Origin of the sequence: Sphingobacterium sp. UBA7625 (genome assembly GCF_002484085.1) — a bacterium.
In the GTDB taxonomy this organism is placed as follows: Bacteria; Bacteroidota; Bacteroidia; order Sphingobacteriales; family Sphingobacteriaceae; genus Sphingobacterium; species Sphingobacterium athyrii.
In genome coordinates this window covers 89,574-105,645 of sequence record NZ_DLJD01000055.1, presented here as the reverse complement: position 1 = coordinate 105,645, position 16,072 = coordinate 89,574, and the positions used below count along the sequence as shown (strand labels likewise).

At 39.9% G+C, this 16,072-nt stretch carries 7 protein-coding genes; 1 reads left to right on the top strand and 6 read right to left on the bottom strand.

All coding sequences use genetic code 11. The features are described 5' to 3' along the window. Nucleotides 1-7: 7 nt before the first annotated feature. A complete protein-coding gene (locus B4G94_RS23255; RefSeq protein ID WP_286862323.1) occupies nucleotides 8-3,217 on the bottom strand; it encodes a SusC/RagA family TonB-linked outer membrane protein in 3,210 nt (1,069 codons plus the stop codon). An 880-nt stretch (nucleotides 3,218-4,097) separates the two neighbouring features. Here B4G94_RS23255 and B4G94_RS23250 point away from each other — a divergent pair. Further along, nucleotides 4,098-4,547, top strand: coding sequence for a hypothetical protein (locus B4G94_RS23250; protein ID WP_286862321.1), 450 nt, complete (start codon nucleotides 4,098-4,100; stop codon nucleotides 4,545-4,547). 60 nt (nucleotides 4,548-4,607) lie between these two features. Here the strand turns inward: B4G94_RS23250 and B4G94_RS23245 are convergent, their stop codons facing one another. The 5 genes from B4G94_RS23245 to B4G94_RS23225 all read right to left on the bottom strand — a co-directional run bounded on the left by B4G94_RS23245 (nucleotide 4,608) and on the right by B4G94_RS23225 (nucleotide 15,874). After that, nucleotides 4,608-6,668: a M48 family metallopeptidase gene (locus B4G94_RS23245; protein ID WP_286862319.1), complete on the bottom strand. Its 2,061-nt coding sequence runs from the start codon at nucleotides 6,666-6,668 to the stop codon at nucleotides 4,608-4,610. A 616-nt stretch (nucleotides 6,669-7,284) separates the two neighbouring features. Then, the gene (locus B4G94_RS23240) at nucleotides 7,285-9,978 is read right to left on the bottom strand and encodes a hypothetical protein (protein WP_286862317.1); all 2,694 of its coding nucleotides are present in this window, start codon (nucleotides 9,976-9,978) and stop codon (nucleotides 7,285-7,287) included. Then, nucleotides 9,959-10,789, bottom strand: a complete 831-nt coding sequence (locus B4G94_RS23235) for a GLPGLI family protein (protein WP_286862315.1) — start codon at nucleotides 10,787-10,789, stop codon at nucleotides 9,959-9,961. The genes B4G94_RS23240 and B4G94_RS23235 overlap by 20 nt, the downstream gene beginning before the upstream one ends. A 28-nt stretch (nucleotides 10,790-10,817) precedes the next feature. After that, nucleotides 10,818-11,156 carry a hypothetical protein gene (locus B4G94_RS23230; RefSeq protein WP_286862313.1) on the bottom strand — a complete coding sequence of 113 codons (339 nt, stop codon included), beginning with the start codon at nucleotides 11,154-11,156 and terminating at the stop codon, nucleotides 10,818-10,820. Nucleotides 11,157-11,809: 653 nt separating this feature from the next. Beyond that, the gene (locus B4G94_RS23225; protein ID WP_286862312.1) at nucleotides 11,810-15,874 is read right to left on the bottom strand and encodes a hybrid sensor histidine kinase/response regulator transcription factor; all 4,065 of its coding nucleotides are present in this window, start codon (nucleotides 15,872-15,874) and stop codon (nucleotides 11,810-11,812) included. Between the last annotated feature and the right edge of the window lie 198 nt (nucleotides 15,875-16,072).

Here is a 16,072-nt window from a genome sequence, read left to right as displayed (position 1 = left end):
ATAAACATTAAAAGCTCAGTTGTAAACCAATGTTATATACGGCCTGAATCGGATATCCGATTCCTTTTCCGCCCATTTCGACATCCCACATCTTGAATGAACTCAATGCAAATAAATTCATACCGTTGGCATATATCCGTAAATTTTTTGCTTTAAGACGTTTCATTAAGCTATCTTTAAAGGTATAGCCCATTTCCACCGTTTTCAACCGTAGAAAAGCACCATTGCGCATCCACCATGTACTTCGCTGATTATTGTTGTCAATGACATTCTCACTCAGTCGTGGCCAAAAGGCATATAGGTTTCGGTTTTCTTCGCTCCAATAACTATCAGCAATAGCTTGCAAAAGACCATTTTGGGAACCACCATTTAAGTAGAAAGGGGAAATATTTTCAGGATTGATAAAAAACGAAGACCTTGCAGATCCTTGGAAGTAGAAGCTGAAATCCAAGCCCTTTCCACCTATCGTACCACCAAAACCATAGATCAATTCGGGGGTTGTTGGGTATCCTATTCCGACACGGTCTAGATCTGTAATCTGTCCGTCGCCATTGATGTCACGGTATTTGATGTCCCCACCTAGGTAGTCTAATCCCGGTTTTCCAAACTGGACTGGTGAATTCAATACTTCCTGATCATCTACAAACAATCGTTCAGCGATATAGCCAAATTCTTGTGATGCGGAAGTTCCTACGGTATATCGACTTGCTTCTTTATAGGCAGGTTCGTCGACAATTAGTTTTTTACTTACTGCATAAGTCATTGTACCACGACCTTGAATGTACCAGCTGTCTCCAAAATTTTTATTGTAGTTTAGCATTACATCCACACCTTTACTTTCAGCTTTGTTGGTATTGGCAACGATTGCAGCTCTGAGTCCCATGGTACTGGGGATATAAGATCGTCCGGTGAGGATATTGCTCCGGATTTGTTTGTATACATCTACATTTAATTCAAGTTCTTTAAAGAGTCCCAGTTCCAGCCCAAGGTTTGTCTGACGTGATCTTTCCCATGTGATATCTTGGTTTGCATAGCGGCGTATAGAGATCGTTGGCCTACTATAGCCCGAAAGCTCACCAAAAGCTATCGGAAATGCATTCATATCCACATCCGATAAATAGAAAAAGCGATCTTGTGAACGACCGATTTGATCGTTACCAGCAAACCCATGTGTGGCACGAATCTTTAGTTTTGAAATAATATCTTTTACAGGTTCAAAAAAAGATTCATTGGATATATTATAGCTAAGCCCGAATGACGGAAAAAAACCTAAGCGGCGATTTTTCGCGAACCTTTCGGAGCCATTATAGCCAAAGTTGAATTCGGCAATATATCTGTCATCATAATTGTAGGAAAATCGCCCCGACAGACCAACATTGCGTGAAGGGAGCGACGACTGGAGGTTTCCAGCATTTCCACTCAATGAATTTTGAACCAGCCCGATCACCGTGGCCCCCACGTTGTGCTTACCAAATCCATGGTTATAATTGGCGATCGCATGAGCATAAAACATAGAGTTTACTTCTTTTGCAGATTCTGAATAATCTAGGTATTCTGTACCAACTGTTCCTATCGAGCCTAAAGAACCATCATTCATGACACGAATATTCAAATCTCCACTAGCATCCGCCGATGCGGTATAATAAAATGGATTGTACTTACGACTTACTTCAAAATAAGCATAACGTTTGACGTAGGTCATTGCCGTCAGACTCAGCCCGGGAATCAAGGCATTCAGGTTTTGGTTGATTTGAATCTGGGGCATGATCGTAGACGTATTGAATTCCTGGTAGCCACGCACCATTTCTGCGTAGGGGTTTACAAATAGTCCCCCATTTCTATTTAAAGCATTACCAAATAAGGGATGATTCATATAGGGCATATAGGATGAGGGATAAATAGCCGGAAACATCACTGGGTTTGACCAGATAGCACGCCTGAATGTCGCCGCCCCTCCATTGATACGGCTCCCATTTTCATCTGTACTACCAATAGGTCCGTTATAGTCATCAAACTGTGCATATACACGTACAATACCTACCGTCGTAGGGGTAAAGTTAATGTCGAGATTGGAGCGAACAGAGTAATTTTTTAATTTGATATTGTTGTTGAAATTGTTGATTCCATTCATTTTTAGAATACCATTATCGATATTATAGGTACCGGATAGGTAGTATTTTGCTTTAGCACCACCGCCGCTGATATTCAGGTTGTTTCGCTGATTGATCGTGTAATCTTTAATAAGTTGGTCGATCCAATTGTTATTGGGATAGAGTAGTGGATTGTCACCGGCTCTGGTATGGTCAATTTTAGTCTGCCAGTAAGGAAGTCCCTGTCCGCTAGCAGCATCAGCCGGCCTGGTCAGATAAGCTTCATTTGCCATTTCCATATAACGGATATTATCTGCAAACTTAAAATTTCTAGTATTTGTTGAAATATTACTTTCCGTACGGAATTCAAATTTTGTAGCACCTTCCTTACCCAGTTTTGTCGTGATCAGCACTACACCATTCGCCCCTCGTGCACCATACATTGCTGCTGCATTGGCATCACGAAGCACTGAAAAACTAGCAATATCGTCAGGCTGCAAACGGGCCATATCCGTAGGTGAGGATTCGATATTGTCAATAAGGATCAGCGGATCTTGTTTTCCTGTGCCAAAACTTCCAAGTCCCCTGATAAAGAAATTTGCATTGTCCGACCCGGGTTCGCCACTACGTTGAAAAGCAATCATACCAGCCACCCTTCCAGCGAGCATGGTTGTAAGGTTACTGGTTGGGCCCTTTAATTCCTTGGGGTTGATGGCAGTTACAGCTCCTACCATGGAGGTCCTTTTCTCACGTTGTCCAAAACCAGTCACTACGACATCATCGATAACGTTTTCGTTGAGCTTGATTTCAGTGTCTAGGATAATAGTGTTGTTGGCTTCTGTTTTTTTTCCGACCAAGGAAATTTCTTGGCGTGCATAGCCAACACTACTAAATATCAGCGTTGCTGTTTTGTTGGCGGTAAGTGCATATTTTCCGTTACCATCTGTAGACACACGCAAGTTACTTCCTGAGACGCTAACAGTGACCCCCGATACAGCCTTCCCATCACTTGCTGAATAAACCTTTCCTTCTACACGAACTTGTTGGGCCAAAGTTGCGCAACAAGTTGCCGTCATCAGAAATATAAAAATTTCTAGACGAGATTTAATCTTCTTCCATCTTTTCATTAATAAGAGTTTTGGTTATAAATTGAGTTATGTTGATTACAATTATCGACACAATCAATTAGATAATTCGAGGGGATTTAAAGCAAAATAAGGGGGTGAAATAGTCACCAAAGTCCTCTAGGGAATTTCATTGAAGCTGTTTTAATCAAAAATATTGCTTCTAAAAATTGGGTAATGATCAAGAAGTTAGTTAAGTACAACTCCTCACTTAAGAGATGAATAATTCGGATTCGGTGTCTTCACAACAGCAGATCTCGTGACTTTGGTGCGCAAAAGTAATGACGGGTAATTATTCAAGTCAATTCTCGTAAATGAAATCCAATAGCTAGTGCTAGATGTTACTTTCCTGTTGCCTTTTGTCTTTATTATTTTGTATTTTCAATTGTTTGACGACAGATGGCGGTTGTTTTTGTAACTTCATCATCAATTTGGGTAAATGGTATTTGCCGCATTGAGTTAACTCATACAAATAAACTCCTGTTTTGAGGTTAATTTATCCAAAACCAAGCGATCGTTAAACCACTCGCGAACCGCTCTAACCTTACCTCGCTAACAAGTACTTATTTTAGTAGGTCTTATCTTTTCTATCTTATTTTCTTACGTATACAAGCAGCTTGCGAAGAGTGCATTGTACGCGTGCGAACAAAATGTTTCTAAACTGTTCGAATCCGCACATCTCTTTTTTTAGAAAAATCCTTGAAAAAGCCATTATTCGACCTAGAAGCCATAAATGGACTTATTTCGGCTCATGGTATAGTATTTGGCATGCAGGTGATAAAACGTGTCAAAGATCATTAGCCTAAAGTCCATAGGTTACATGCATATTAGATAGGAGTTTTGAATTAAAAGGTAAGAACAATATAACTAACAAAATAAAGACATGATGAAAGCATTCGTAAAGGCACTTGTGGCAGCAACCTTAATCGCCATATCTGCATGGGCTATGGCAGCAGAAGGACCTGGCTCTAGATCAAAGAAAGAAAGCGTGAATCTTTCCACAGCAGATTTCGCCCTTGATCACTATGTTGCGGTAACGACGAAGGGTGAATCAGCGGGCGTAGAGCAGTTGTTTGCCGGAGATTTTAGTCAAAAGATACAGGCCTCCTGTGTATTGACCTACGGGCGTAATGCAGTGATTCAATCATTGAAAAATCAAAATGGAGAAATTCTGAACTGCAAAGTGAATATCAAGATCGTCGAAAAATCGGCAGATTATATGATTGCAAAAATTACACTGAAATTTGAACACTTTAGCATGACTGACCTTGCGACCTTTGCCTACGAGAATGACAGTTGGAAGGTTTTCAAATCAATTCATTCATATAAATAAGAGCCATCCTTTACAGATATATAAGCTGTTTAGCCACCTCGCAAGATGTGGCTTTTATTTTTATTGTCGAGCTTTGTCTTCTTCAAGCCTAAGTATAAAATCTAAATATGTCTTTTTCTTTGAGAAATAGATATCATCCAGTAATCTTTTATATTCTGCAATCGCTTGGAGCAAAATTTGCAGGTTTTCCTCTTTATACTGATCTACATTAAAGTACAACAAGTCGGTATTGATGTATTTATTGAGTGTTGACAATAAGGTCGCATCCATTGGGGGCTGTATGTTTTCCTGTAGTGATAAAAGCTTGGATAATCTCTTTTTGAAAGATACCTCTCTTCTTTTGAGATCGCTCACTCTCGCTTCAATTTCTCCAAATGGCAGAGTCTGAAAGAAAAATGCCGTGTTTTCGTTCATATCATCGTACATGGTTTGAGATTCATCAAACGTTTTGTGGAAAGCTGCAAAATCGTAATATTTCTGATCAAATTCTTCCTTACGATCCTGTGCGATGGATAGTTGTAGAAAGTAATGATGTATTTGATAATTATAGCTATCTACCTGACTCGTTATATCCTGGATGTCATTCTCAATTTTTAGCAAGAGTTCATCGGCATCGATATCCCGATATTTTTTTCCATCGTAATCGAAGGTTTTTAATTTGATGTCCCCCTTTTGTATGGCTTCCACGATATGTTTGTCACTTTTTAGACCGTTGAGTTCATAGAATGACTCGATTTTACGATCTGCAAACAATTCGTCAAATGTCAGCTCTTCATGTTCATCAGCAGTAGCTAAGTCTCCCTTTAGAAGAGGATTGTTGTAATCATAGAAATCGTTAAATTTTGGATTGATTGTATATCTGTTGACCTGACTTTCAAAATTATCTTTGAATTCGCTAAGGTGCAAAGTTGCCGGTACCTGCTGATATTGAATATGCGAAAATAACTTCTCAGAAATTTGATCAGCTATTGCAGCACCATTTGAAAGTAAAGCAATAGCAGGTTCATTGGAAACATCGTTTTTTATGATATCAAGTTTCCATAAGGCTTTCACGCGTTCTTCATCGGTCGGATGGGAAGCCCATTGGTTTTCGAGATTCAATTTTGATTTATCATATTTTTTTAATGTTGCTAATTCGATCTGTGGGAAGCCTCCTTGTACTCGATACCTAGATCTTTCCGCAAGAAGAAGCATCACGCAATTCTGTTCGTGATAAATATTGTTGCTCCGGATATTTTCGCTGATTTTTCCTTCGTAAAAATTGAAAATATAATTTAAAGCATGATTTGCAAAACCCAGACGCAGCAATGAGTCTGCCAAGGCTTTAGAACCTGCCACATGAGCTGCAATTTCATCTGCATGAAATTCCATTTCCCGGGACAATGCAAGATAATTTAGGTTGACATATTTATACAAGTATTTCAGGATGTTTTGAATCTGTTGGATGATAAAGACCGATATGCCGATAAAAATAGCCGAATAGCCACTTACACTTCCCCATTTTTCAAAAGTATTATCCAACGATTCATTTTTGTAAAGCATATTGTAGATAATTTGATTGACATGATAAACATAACTGCCAACTTTCATACTTTTCTGTGAAAAATGTCCGAATTCATGTGCAAGAATAGCTTTTAATTCCTGTTGAGTTACAGCATTGATCAATCCTACACCAATCTGTAGATTCTTTCTTATAGGAAGAAACATGCTCCAAAAGCTGGAATCATAAAATACTGAAGCATTCACATCGTGAGATAGAAATACTTTTTTGGGGAAGCTGGTGTCGACTTCGCTAACAATCTGATGGATCAACAAAAATAGCTCAGGTTCATCATGCTCGGTAATTTCGGTGAGATGATCGGTATCCACTTTTGTCGAAGCAAATATAAATTTTATAAGAAAAAATAAGATGGTAAGACCGGAGGCGAACAAACCTATACAGGCAATAGCTGTTAAGAACATCGGTTTGGAGGTAAAGATTAATAAACCTAAAAGGGTAAAACCAATTGTTATTCCTATTGCAGATAAGAGCAGGAAAATATAGGTAAAAGCAAAAACGAAAATAGATAAGATTGTTTTGCGTGCATGTTTTTTAAAACTTGCTGATACTTGTACTTTCATAAAACGGTTAACAGTGATAATTTTTGTTAAAATGACTGATATAAAAATAAAAAATATATCTATTTATTCCTAGTGACCTTTCAACAGCAGACTTTGCTTTAGAGCATTACATTGCAGCAACTATCGAGGCAGAGTCGTTAGGTGTAGAACAACTTTTTGTCGAAGATTTCAGCCAGAAGGTTCAAGCTTCCAATGCAAAGACCAATAGCTATGAAGCAGTTGTTAAATACTTGAAAAAAATAAAAGGGTAAACGCTTGGATTGCGGAGTAAATGCCAATATTATCAATGAGTCAATTTACTAAATGGTAGCCAAGGTGGCAATGAAGTTTGCGAACTTTACAAAAACTGATCTAGTGACTTTGAGGCGAGAAGGCGATAGCTGAAAATATCCAGTTCAGTCAACGCTTATAAGTAAGAGCCATTTCAAGTAAATATATATGCAGTAGAGCCACATTGAAAGATGTGGCTTTTATTTTTATTGCATCGACTTCATTCAAGCAGTGAATATTGATCGAGTACAATACGCTCATCCGCTTGGTAGTGTAACCTTATACTTTCCAGTTATATATAGCTGAATTAGGCCGGCAATTTTCATTAAAGCCTTTTCCTAAAAACTTAAAAATTATAGTCTATTCCAAAGCTTATGTACCGGGGCAAGAGCCGGTATTCGGTGGTGGAACGCGAAATGTCTGTGAGCATGGCGTTTCTGAAAGAGCGGGTGTTAAAAATGTTTTTGGCTGTTATGTCAAAGCGGGTCTTGTATCTTTTGAGGTCGTAAAATACTGAAAAGTCCGAAAAATAATAAGTTTGTTTTTTTTGTTGGGGCATGGATCCAAAACGATAAGATTCGTTCTTGAGGCTGAACTGCAGATTTTCGCCAAAGCGCAAAAAGAGATTTAAAAAAGCTTGGCTATTTGTCAAGGTATTTTTCTCACCTTCCATTCGGTAGTTGTTGGTTTGTAGGCTATATCCTGTATACATATTGAAGCAGGATTTCCACGAACTTCTGAACAAAAGCCCATAGTCGTATCTGTTTGTACGGATTTTCCTACGGCCCAAGCCGACGACCACGTTTTCATAATCAACTGTATTGAAGCCCACATCCAACTTTAAATTTCCATTTAGAGATTTTACAAAATAGTTCAGCTCGGCCTTAGCATAGGTCAGCGTTTTGTCTTTGAGTAAGCGCTGTTGCACGAGGTTAAAATTGGGGTTGAGGTCGCTTTCCGTTCCAATATAGTCAAACAGGATCTGATGCCCGATCCAGAGGTTGGTAAAAAACCGGTCGCTCATATTACCGTAGGTGTATTGAAGCGTTCCGCCCGAACTGCTCAAGGTTGCCATGTTATCCATTCCTTTAATAAAATTGCGCACGCCCGTGGTGTAATAGTTGGGTATCAGGTCAGTAAGTTTGGTGTTCTGCTGTTGAAAAAACAAATCAGTTTCCAGCCGTCCTTTGTGGTGTATGGCCCATTTTCCTGATAGGCCGGGCGAAAGTTGCAGATTGCTTTTGTGTTTTTGTTCCTCAAAATTAATCAGCCGGCTGTCTGCCAGGCCTAATTGCAGGCGGGGAGTTATTTCCCAGCTGCGGTGCTTAACCGTGTATTTAGAAATAATGTTAGTCTGAAACAAACGGAGGGTCATTTCATTGGCAAATTTTGGTGGATACACTACCGTTTTGTACTCCGCTTCGGGGTCGGGCAGTAGCCGAAACAGGGTGTTGAGCTCTTGATTTTGATAGGTTGAGCTCAATCCCAGCTCGAAGAAATTGCCGTTTTGTTGCCGGCTTACATAATGCGTAGTAGCCCCCAGATAGCGCAGATTGTTGTCTATATGCTGTTGCACCTCGTTCACCGAGTTAGATCCGAAGAGGTCTTCGTAATAATATTGATTGATACTGTAATCAACCGGCGACTGCTGGTCGATGAAGCGGACGGAGCTGACCAGCGCTTTGCGCTCCGATAGCTTGTAGCTGTATGATAGGTTGTGGTTGGTGAGGTAACCTTTGTTTTTGGTGGTTTCTAAGCTGGATATGTTGTTAAAAATCAAAGTTCCCAGCTCATTGCTGTTCAGAGAACCCAGTGTACCGGTATAGTTCAGTGTGGTATGAGGGGTGGGCTCGTATTGCAGTTCCACTTTGGTAAAATAATTGTTGATTTTGCGCGCAAATTCATAGTTTTCGTTCGTGGTAAATTGAATGTCTTCCAAGTTATACTCCTGTACGGTATTGCGGTAAAACGATTTTTTTGTTGGATTGGCAAAACCCAGCCATTTGATTTTGAATGCAGCTATCGGATTTAAAATGGTATTTAATGAGATAAGCTTGTCGTTGTTGAAATTCGTGCGCCGATAATCGAAGTTGGACAGATTGGGTGTATTGTCAATCAGGGTAGGCGTGCTTACATCTAACCCAATTTGTCCGGGTTCATTTGTCGAACCGGACTGTATAAGGTGGTTGATGCTGCTTACGGCATCGTAGCCATTGTTATTGCCACTGGCCAAGAGGTAATATTTGTTGCGCTTCCCAAAATTCATGAGGTTAGCGCTGGCTTGATAATACTTTGGGCCAATTGGTGAGCCCTGCAGCCCCACTGAACCCAGCCACTGGTTTTTGCTTTCCGCTTTCAGTTGCAGGTTAAGGGCGACCTTGTCCGAGTTTTCGATACCTTTTAATTGTTTGTTATTGGAGTAACGCTGCAGTACCTGAATTTTTTCCAGTGACTGCACACTCATATTTTGCGTAAGCAGGCGGTATCCCTTCTCAAAAAAATCGTCACCTTCAACCATGACCTTTTCCACCTCTTTGTTGCCGATCTTGATACTGCCATCGGTACCTACGTTGATCCCCGGAATTTTGCGCAGCAAATCTTCTACGTTGCGCTCATCGCCCTGCAAAAAAGAGCTTACCGCCAGTTCAAGAGTATCCCGGCCCCGTAAGTAAGGCTGTTTGGAGTGTACAATGACCTCCTGTAACCTCTGCACACCACCGGGTTGCATTTGCGCATCAATAAGGGTGTCGGCTTGGGTAGGCGCAATAGCTAGGCTAAGCGGTTCAGAGCCAAGTGATTTAAACTGCAAAATGAATTTTCCGCTTTGTGCAGTTTGCAAGCGGTAATTTCCCTGGCCATCACTAAAGGTGTAGGTCAGCATTCGGGAATCGGCCGCAAGACGCAAATCAATACGCACACCGCCCAAAGCTTCACCTTTGACGCTGACCTTGCCATGTATGGCGACCTGTGCCTGTGCAAAAAAAGGCAATAGGCATAGTCCAAGCCATCCTATTAAAAGCTTAATTTTTTTCCCACTCATATACTTGTTCTACACTGCCACGAACTTTTTTGCGTTCTACGGTTACGCCTTCCATCAAAGGCATTTTGCTCATCATCATGCGCATCCGCTCCTCGGTTTCGAGATCTTCTTTTTTTATGTAGTCCTCTAAGCTGAGTTTAGGCAGCGCATTTATGTATTTTTCGTTAACGGGCACATCGCTTGCGTATGGATATTCAATTTCTTTAAGCAGCCAATAGTGTGGGTTGCCCCCTTCATTATATAGCATGACGATAAGACCGGGCAGGCCACCAAATTTGTAAGGCCCGGCAGGTACCGGAATATTGTTGGTATAGTAGGCTATTAGGGGCGTACCCCGGTAAACGGCGGTAGCCTTGTGACATATATGTTTGCCCAGCGTATCTACATCGGTGTAATTGGTATTCCACACGAGAGGCGGAAACTTATCGCTAACGAGGTAGTTGCTGCCTTTGAGCGAGCGCGTTTCAACCAGTTGAGGGACATTATTTTTTTGGATAACGATGTTCCGGTAGATTTTGCCCATATCTAGCGTCACCGACATGCTGCCGCTTAGTTCCCCATCATCCCCATTGTTGGCGCCATGGGGCTTGGGTTGTGGTAGCGAATCGCGAACGGACGTTTTTATCCCGTCCTGAAAATAAACCTCTTCCCGAAAAGTAGCGGCAGGCGATGGCAGGTATTCGTACACCGCCTTAAGTTTTTGGCCATAAGAAACTGTCGCGGCCAATAAGAATACAAAGAATAGAGAATATTTGTTCATGATCGTTGGATTGGAAAAAGCGAGGCCTAGGCCCCGCTTAAATTTTAACATTTGTAATTCGAATAAAATAGGGTACAGACTATATCCCTAGTTCGCCACTTGCAAGCATATGTCTATAAATCGTTCTACAGTTGTCGAAGAATCCTGAACAGGAACTTTCCACATAGGTTTGCGAAGTGTAGGTGCCTACCACCTGACCGCTGCCATTGTAAACATTTAGGGTATAAACACATTTTGTCAACATGCTTTTACTTTCCTTTGACGCTTCGGAGACTTTAGCCTTAGCATTGCTTTCGGCTAGGTTTTCAGTGGTTGTTTTTACATTTGCATTTTCTTTAGAAGCTTTTGCACCTGTTCCGGCAAATGCCGCAGTTGATAACGCAGCTACTGCGACCAAACTCATTACTAATTTTTTCATTTTTTTACTTTTTTTGTTAAACCATCATGCTTTTTTGGGAGCATGTTTTAATTCTCTGGTAGTAAAAGTAGGGCAAGGAAATGAAATGATTTCGACCGTTTGGTATTCGCGGGAGCTGATCTATTATTCGCACTTATTTATTCGATTTTTAGTCTTGTATACTTGGCGACGCCTTTTGCTTTATTGAGAGAAAGTCGCGATCAAGTCGTTAAATACTTAAAAAAGTAAAAAGTTGAGAAGTTAAACTGTGTGGTCAGCACCGATATTTTCGAAGAGTCAGCCGATTATATGGTAGCCAAAGTGACCCTAAAATTTAAAGAGTTTACCAGGACTGTTCTAGTGACTTTGGTCCGTGACGGGGATACCTGGGCAGTATCCAGTTCAGTCAACTCATAATAAATAGGAGCCGTTTAAATAAATATATAAATGTTGTAAAACCATATCAAGGTATGTGGCTTCTATGTTCTCAATTAATTGTAAAGATCAAGTTTTTTGGATAATTTTAGCTGGTATCGAAGAATATGTTGATTTGATGAGTGGTTAAAAAAAATATAATCCTGAATAAATATTTGTAATATTTAGGTTAGTAGTGCTTTTTTTGAAAGTACCCTGATCGGAAATGTAAAACTCTGGTCACGGCTCTTTAGTACAAGTTATCGGGTTACGAACGAGTTTGAAGTCGATCTCTTTTGGAATTCACTCGGAGTAACTCCAAATGCTGCCTTAAAGCAGGTTGCAAAGTAACGCGGGTCAGAAAAACCAGTTTCAAAGGCTACTTCACTCACTGAAATCGAGCGATCTTTTTGCATGATCTGGCATGCATGTTTTAACCGTATATTTTTAATAAATTCGCTCGGCGAGACATTCAAAAGAACTTTTGTCTTTCGATAAAGTGTTGATTTGGATAGGCCCAGTATATCGCCGAGTTTGATTACATCAAATTGGTCGTCCGAAAGATGTTTTTCGATAACTTGAATCATCTTCTGTACAAATTTTTCATCTAAAGGCGTATGGTCGAGTGCCGCGATATTAATCTGTGTATTACTCTGAAACACAAGTTGTCGACAGCGTTTGTTGATGATAAAACTTTGGATTCTGGCTTCCAAGACCTTAATCTCAAAAGGTTTGCTAATGTATCCATCTGCACCCGCCTGATAACATTCAATACGATCTTCAATACTGTTTTTGGCAGTCAGGAGCAAAATAGGAATATGGTTAAATTCTGAATTTGATTTGATGGTTTTGCACAAATTAAGTCCATCGAGTTCGGGCATCATAATATCGCTCACGATAATATCTATTTCAGTATTCTCGAGGACCTCCAAAGCTCGCAAACCGTTATGGGCAATATGTACCTGATAATTTTGGGCTAAGATTCTGGCCATAGTTGAGCAAAGTTCTTCATTATCTTCTACCAGCAAGAGGTTAAGTTTTGGCTGTATTGTACTTTTTGGTAAACTTTCATCAATCGCATCGGAATGGATAGTAGTCGCTTTTAGTTCGTCGACAAAAGGCTGTTCCATCACTTGGATCCCTTTGCTATGGTAGTGCAATTTATCCACCGGAATCGTGACGTGAAACATACTGCCGACATGGAGTTGACTCTCCACCCGGATTTCACCATCATGTGCTTCTATCAATTGTTTGGTTACAGAAAGGCCTATACCATTGCTTTCGAGATGTTTTGTAGAGTTATTGGTGTAAAAGGCAGTAAAAATTTTCTCCATATCTTCGGGGTATATTCCTATGCCATTGTCACGAACATAAATGAAGAGTCTACTTGAACCTTTGTCTTCCGCTACATGATATGAAAGTGAAATCTTTCCCCCTTGTTCGGTATATTTAAATGCATTGGATAGGAGATTGAATAGAATTTTATCAATTTTATCAACGTCATAGTAAAGACATTCGGGACAGTCTCCATGTTGAATTTCAAAATCGATGTTTTTCTTTTTGGCAATGGGACCAAAATGCATGGCACCTAATTGAGTTACAAACGAAGGAAAATTGGATGCACTGATTTGCAGTTTCATGCTGTTGCTTTCCATTCTTCTGAAATCTAAGATTTGTTGGAGCAACCGTTTCAGTCGACTTAAATTAAGGCGCATTTTATCAAATTGCTCTAAATTATTTTTTGTAGTCATCTGAACATCATCAACTAAACAGGAGATAATGGTCAACGGCGTGAGTAAGTCGTGTGAAATATTGGTAAAATAGCTGAGCTTGGACTGTGCAAGTTCCTTGGTTTTCTCTTTTTCAATTTGGGCAATTTTTAGGTCACCACTCAATTTTAAGCGCTTAAAAGAATAATTAATAAAAAAGAATACGATGCCCCCGACAATACAGGCATAAATAAAATAGGCGAAGTTGCTTTCATAAAATGAAGGTTTCTTTATTATTTGAATTTGCGTAAATGTGGTATTCCACTTGTTGTAGAGGTCGGTTGATTTGACTAAAAACCTATAGTTTCCTTTACTTAAATTGTTGTATGTTGCAAAGATACGGTCTCTGGGGGCATAGATCCATTCTTTATCTACGCCTTCCAATTTATACGCATAACGGATTTTTCCTTCCTGCGTAAAAGGTAGGGTGGAGAAGGATATTTCAATGTTTTGATCTTCGGGATTCAGTATCAATTTAGTATGGTCATTGCTGAATACCTCGTCTTTTGATTCTAGGATAATAGACTTATTATTTATTTTGATGTCCGAAATAAGAACCTTTTCTTTAAAATTAGGTATGATACTATGATCATTGAGTTGAACAATCCCATTGTAACCACCAAAATAAATGGTATTGGCGTTTTTGTCCACAGCAAAGGCCCGTTTTGAAAACATGTTGACCTGAAGGCTGTCAGAAGTGGAGAATTCACTGATGTCATTATTTGAGCGGTTGATTTTGTAGATATTACGGGTTGTTGATAGCCAAGTATAGCGACCCAGACAAATAATATCAAGAAGTTGATTTTTTTCAAATAAGGTCGTGTTTGCGATTTCCTTTACTTGTTTATTGGCGAGTTGATATTGGAGCAGCCTATTATCTTTGGTCCCGATCCATAAATTACCATCAAGATCGACATCCATCGTTTCAATCTGGTCAGTTTTCAATCCGGAAGTTTCTTTACCAATATGCGCAAGCTGGACGGTCAAATTTCGACTGTCCATACAATAAATCCCATTTTCTTTGGTTGCGATCCAAATATGGTTTTGATTATCTTGGGCAACAGCGACAGGCTGATCCTTAATCTTTGGGATGATCGCCATATTTTCTGATTCCGATTTTTTCAAGAGCAAACCCTGTGTCGTGGCGATCCAGAGTCTTTTTTGTCGATCTGTGAAGAAAAAGGAGGGTATTCCTTGATGGTCGATCTGCTGAGCTAGATTTATCTTCCGTAAGAATTTGATATTATTGTCTGTCTTCTGAAAAACATTGATGGAGGATTCATAGGCAGAACCTACCCACAACTCTTGCCCAAAATCTGTGGCACAGGTCACAGCACGTATTGAAATAAGATCTCTAAAATTGGAGTTACTATATGTATTGAGTTGATTTGATGTTGGTGACATACTTCCAAAACCAAATCGTTCGAGATTAAACCACAAGGTGCCCAAGTGATCTCGATAGAGCATATTTAGGTTGGGAGCAATGCTGTATAAGGATTTTATTTGCTGAAAGTTATGGTTTTTAAGGGTCGGTTTGTCAAAGCTGAACATTGATACGCCCTTGCCACCGACAGCAAGCCATAATGTACCATATCTATCTTGGTAGATATCGTTGAATATGTTGGTCGTATTGTCAAAGTAGCGAGATAGGTCAATTTCCTGCAATCGGCCATTATGATATTGAAGTGTCGATATGCCTGAAAAGGAGAGAACCCAGATGTAATGGCGGCTTCGATCCTGAATGATATTGTAAAATAAATCTTCTTTACCAATTTGACGGCGCTTATTTTTAATCTCAATTTCCTTGTAGGGGTCTTTTGGGTTTTGTGGGTTGAATAAATAAATTCCGTCTCCCCAAGTACATATCCAAAGCTGTCTGTGATCATCTTCCATCAATTTGAAAGGACTGTTGCGTTGACCAAGTCTGGGGTAGGCGTGTAACTTGTTATTATTGAGGCTAAGCTTAAATAAGCCATCTCCCCAAACGCCAATCCACATCTGAGCCTGGCTATCCTGAAATAGGGTATTAATCGTTTTGCCTGGCATCCTATTGTTCAGGATACGCGAACTTTGTACATCTGTCAATGGCTTTAATGTACTGTCGTAGATAAAAATGCCATCATCCGTACCGATCCAAAGCCTTTTTGAACGGTCAACCATCATTGTGTTGGCACGAAGGGTTGCTACGCGTGGATCATTTAGCGGGAAGATTTTATAATTGCGCTTATCTAATACATAAACACCTTTTTCACCCCCCAAAATCAATTTGTTTTCCAGTTCTATAAGTGTTCGAATAGCTTGTTGGGTGGTTGCTTTCCCCGCAGCATCTCTCAGTTTAAAATTGAGGATATTATAGGCGTCATAGCGACTTAAACCCTGGGTAGATGCAAACCAGATGTATCCTTCTCGATCCTGTATCGTCTGATTGATTGTTAGTGAGGGAAGCTCATAATTTTTTGGCACAGGGTCAAGCCCCATCTGTTGGCTATATACAGCAGTTACTACGGTTAGATATAGATGTAAAAATGCGATTACTTGCCGGATAGATGCGCTCATCTTAATAATCTTTTATTCGACCTGTCCAATCCAGTTTTGGTAAAATTCTTACCCAACCATAGTTGCTGCGCTCGATCTCCTAGAGTTAACGTTAGCCTACGGTATCATTTAGCTTCAATACATCCGTATTGTATAGCGAATAAAGGGGACCAACTGAAGATTTTTAGGTTTATATTGATTAAATATACAAATATTTTT

Excerpts from the sequence above, each read along its gene's own strand:
- B4G94_RS23255 (WP_286862323.1), bottom strand. The coding sequence starts at position 3,217 with ATGAAAAGATGGAAGAAGATTAAATCTCGTCTAGAAATTTTTATATTT.
- B4G94_RS23250 (WP_286862321.1), top strand. The coding sequence starts at position 4,098 with ATGATGAAAGCATTCGTAAAGGCACTTGTGGCAGCAACCTTAATCGCC.
- B4G94_RS23245 (WP_286862319.1), bottom strand. The coding sequence starts at position 6,668 with ATGAAAGTACAAGTATCAGCAAGTTTTAAAAAACATGCACGCAAAACA.
- B4G94_RS23240 (WP_286862317.1), bottom strand. The coding sequence starts at position 9,978 with ATGAGTGGGAAAAAAATTAAGCTTTTAATAGGATGGCTTGGACTATGC.
- B4G94_RS23235 (WP_286862315.1), bottom strand. The coding sequence starts at position 10,789 with ATGTTAAAATTTAAGCGGGGCCTAGGCCTCGCTTTTTCCAATCCAACG.
- B4G94_RS23230 (WP_286862313.1), bottom strand. The coding sequence starts at position 11,156 with ATGAAAAAATTAGTAATGAGTTTGGTCGCAGTAGCTGCGTTATCAACT.
- B4G94_RS23225 (WP_286862312.1), bottom strand. The coding sequence starts at position 15,874 with ATGAGCGCATCTATCCGGCAAGTAATCGCATTTTTACATCTATATCTA.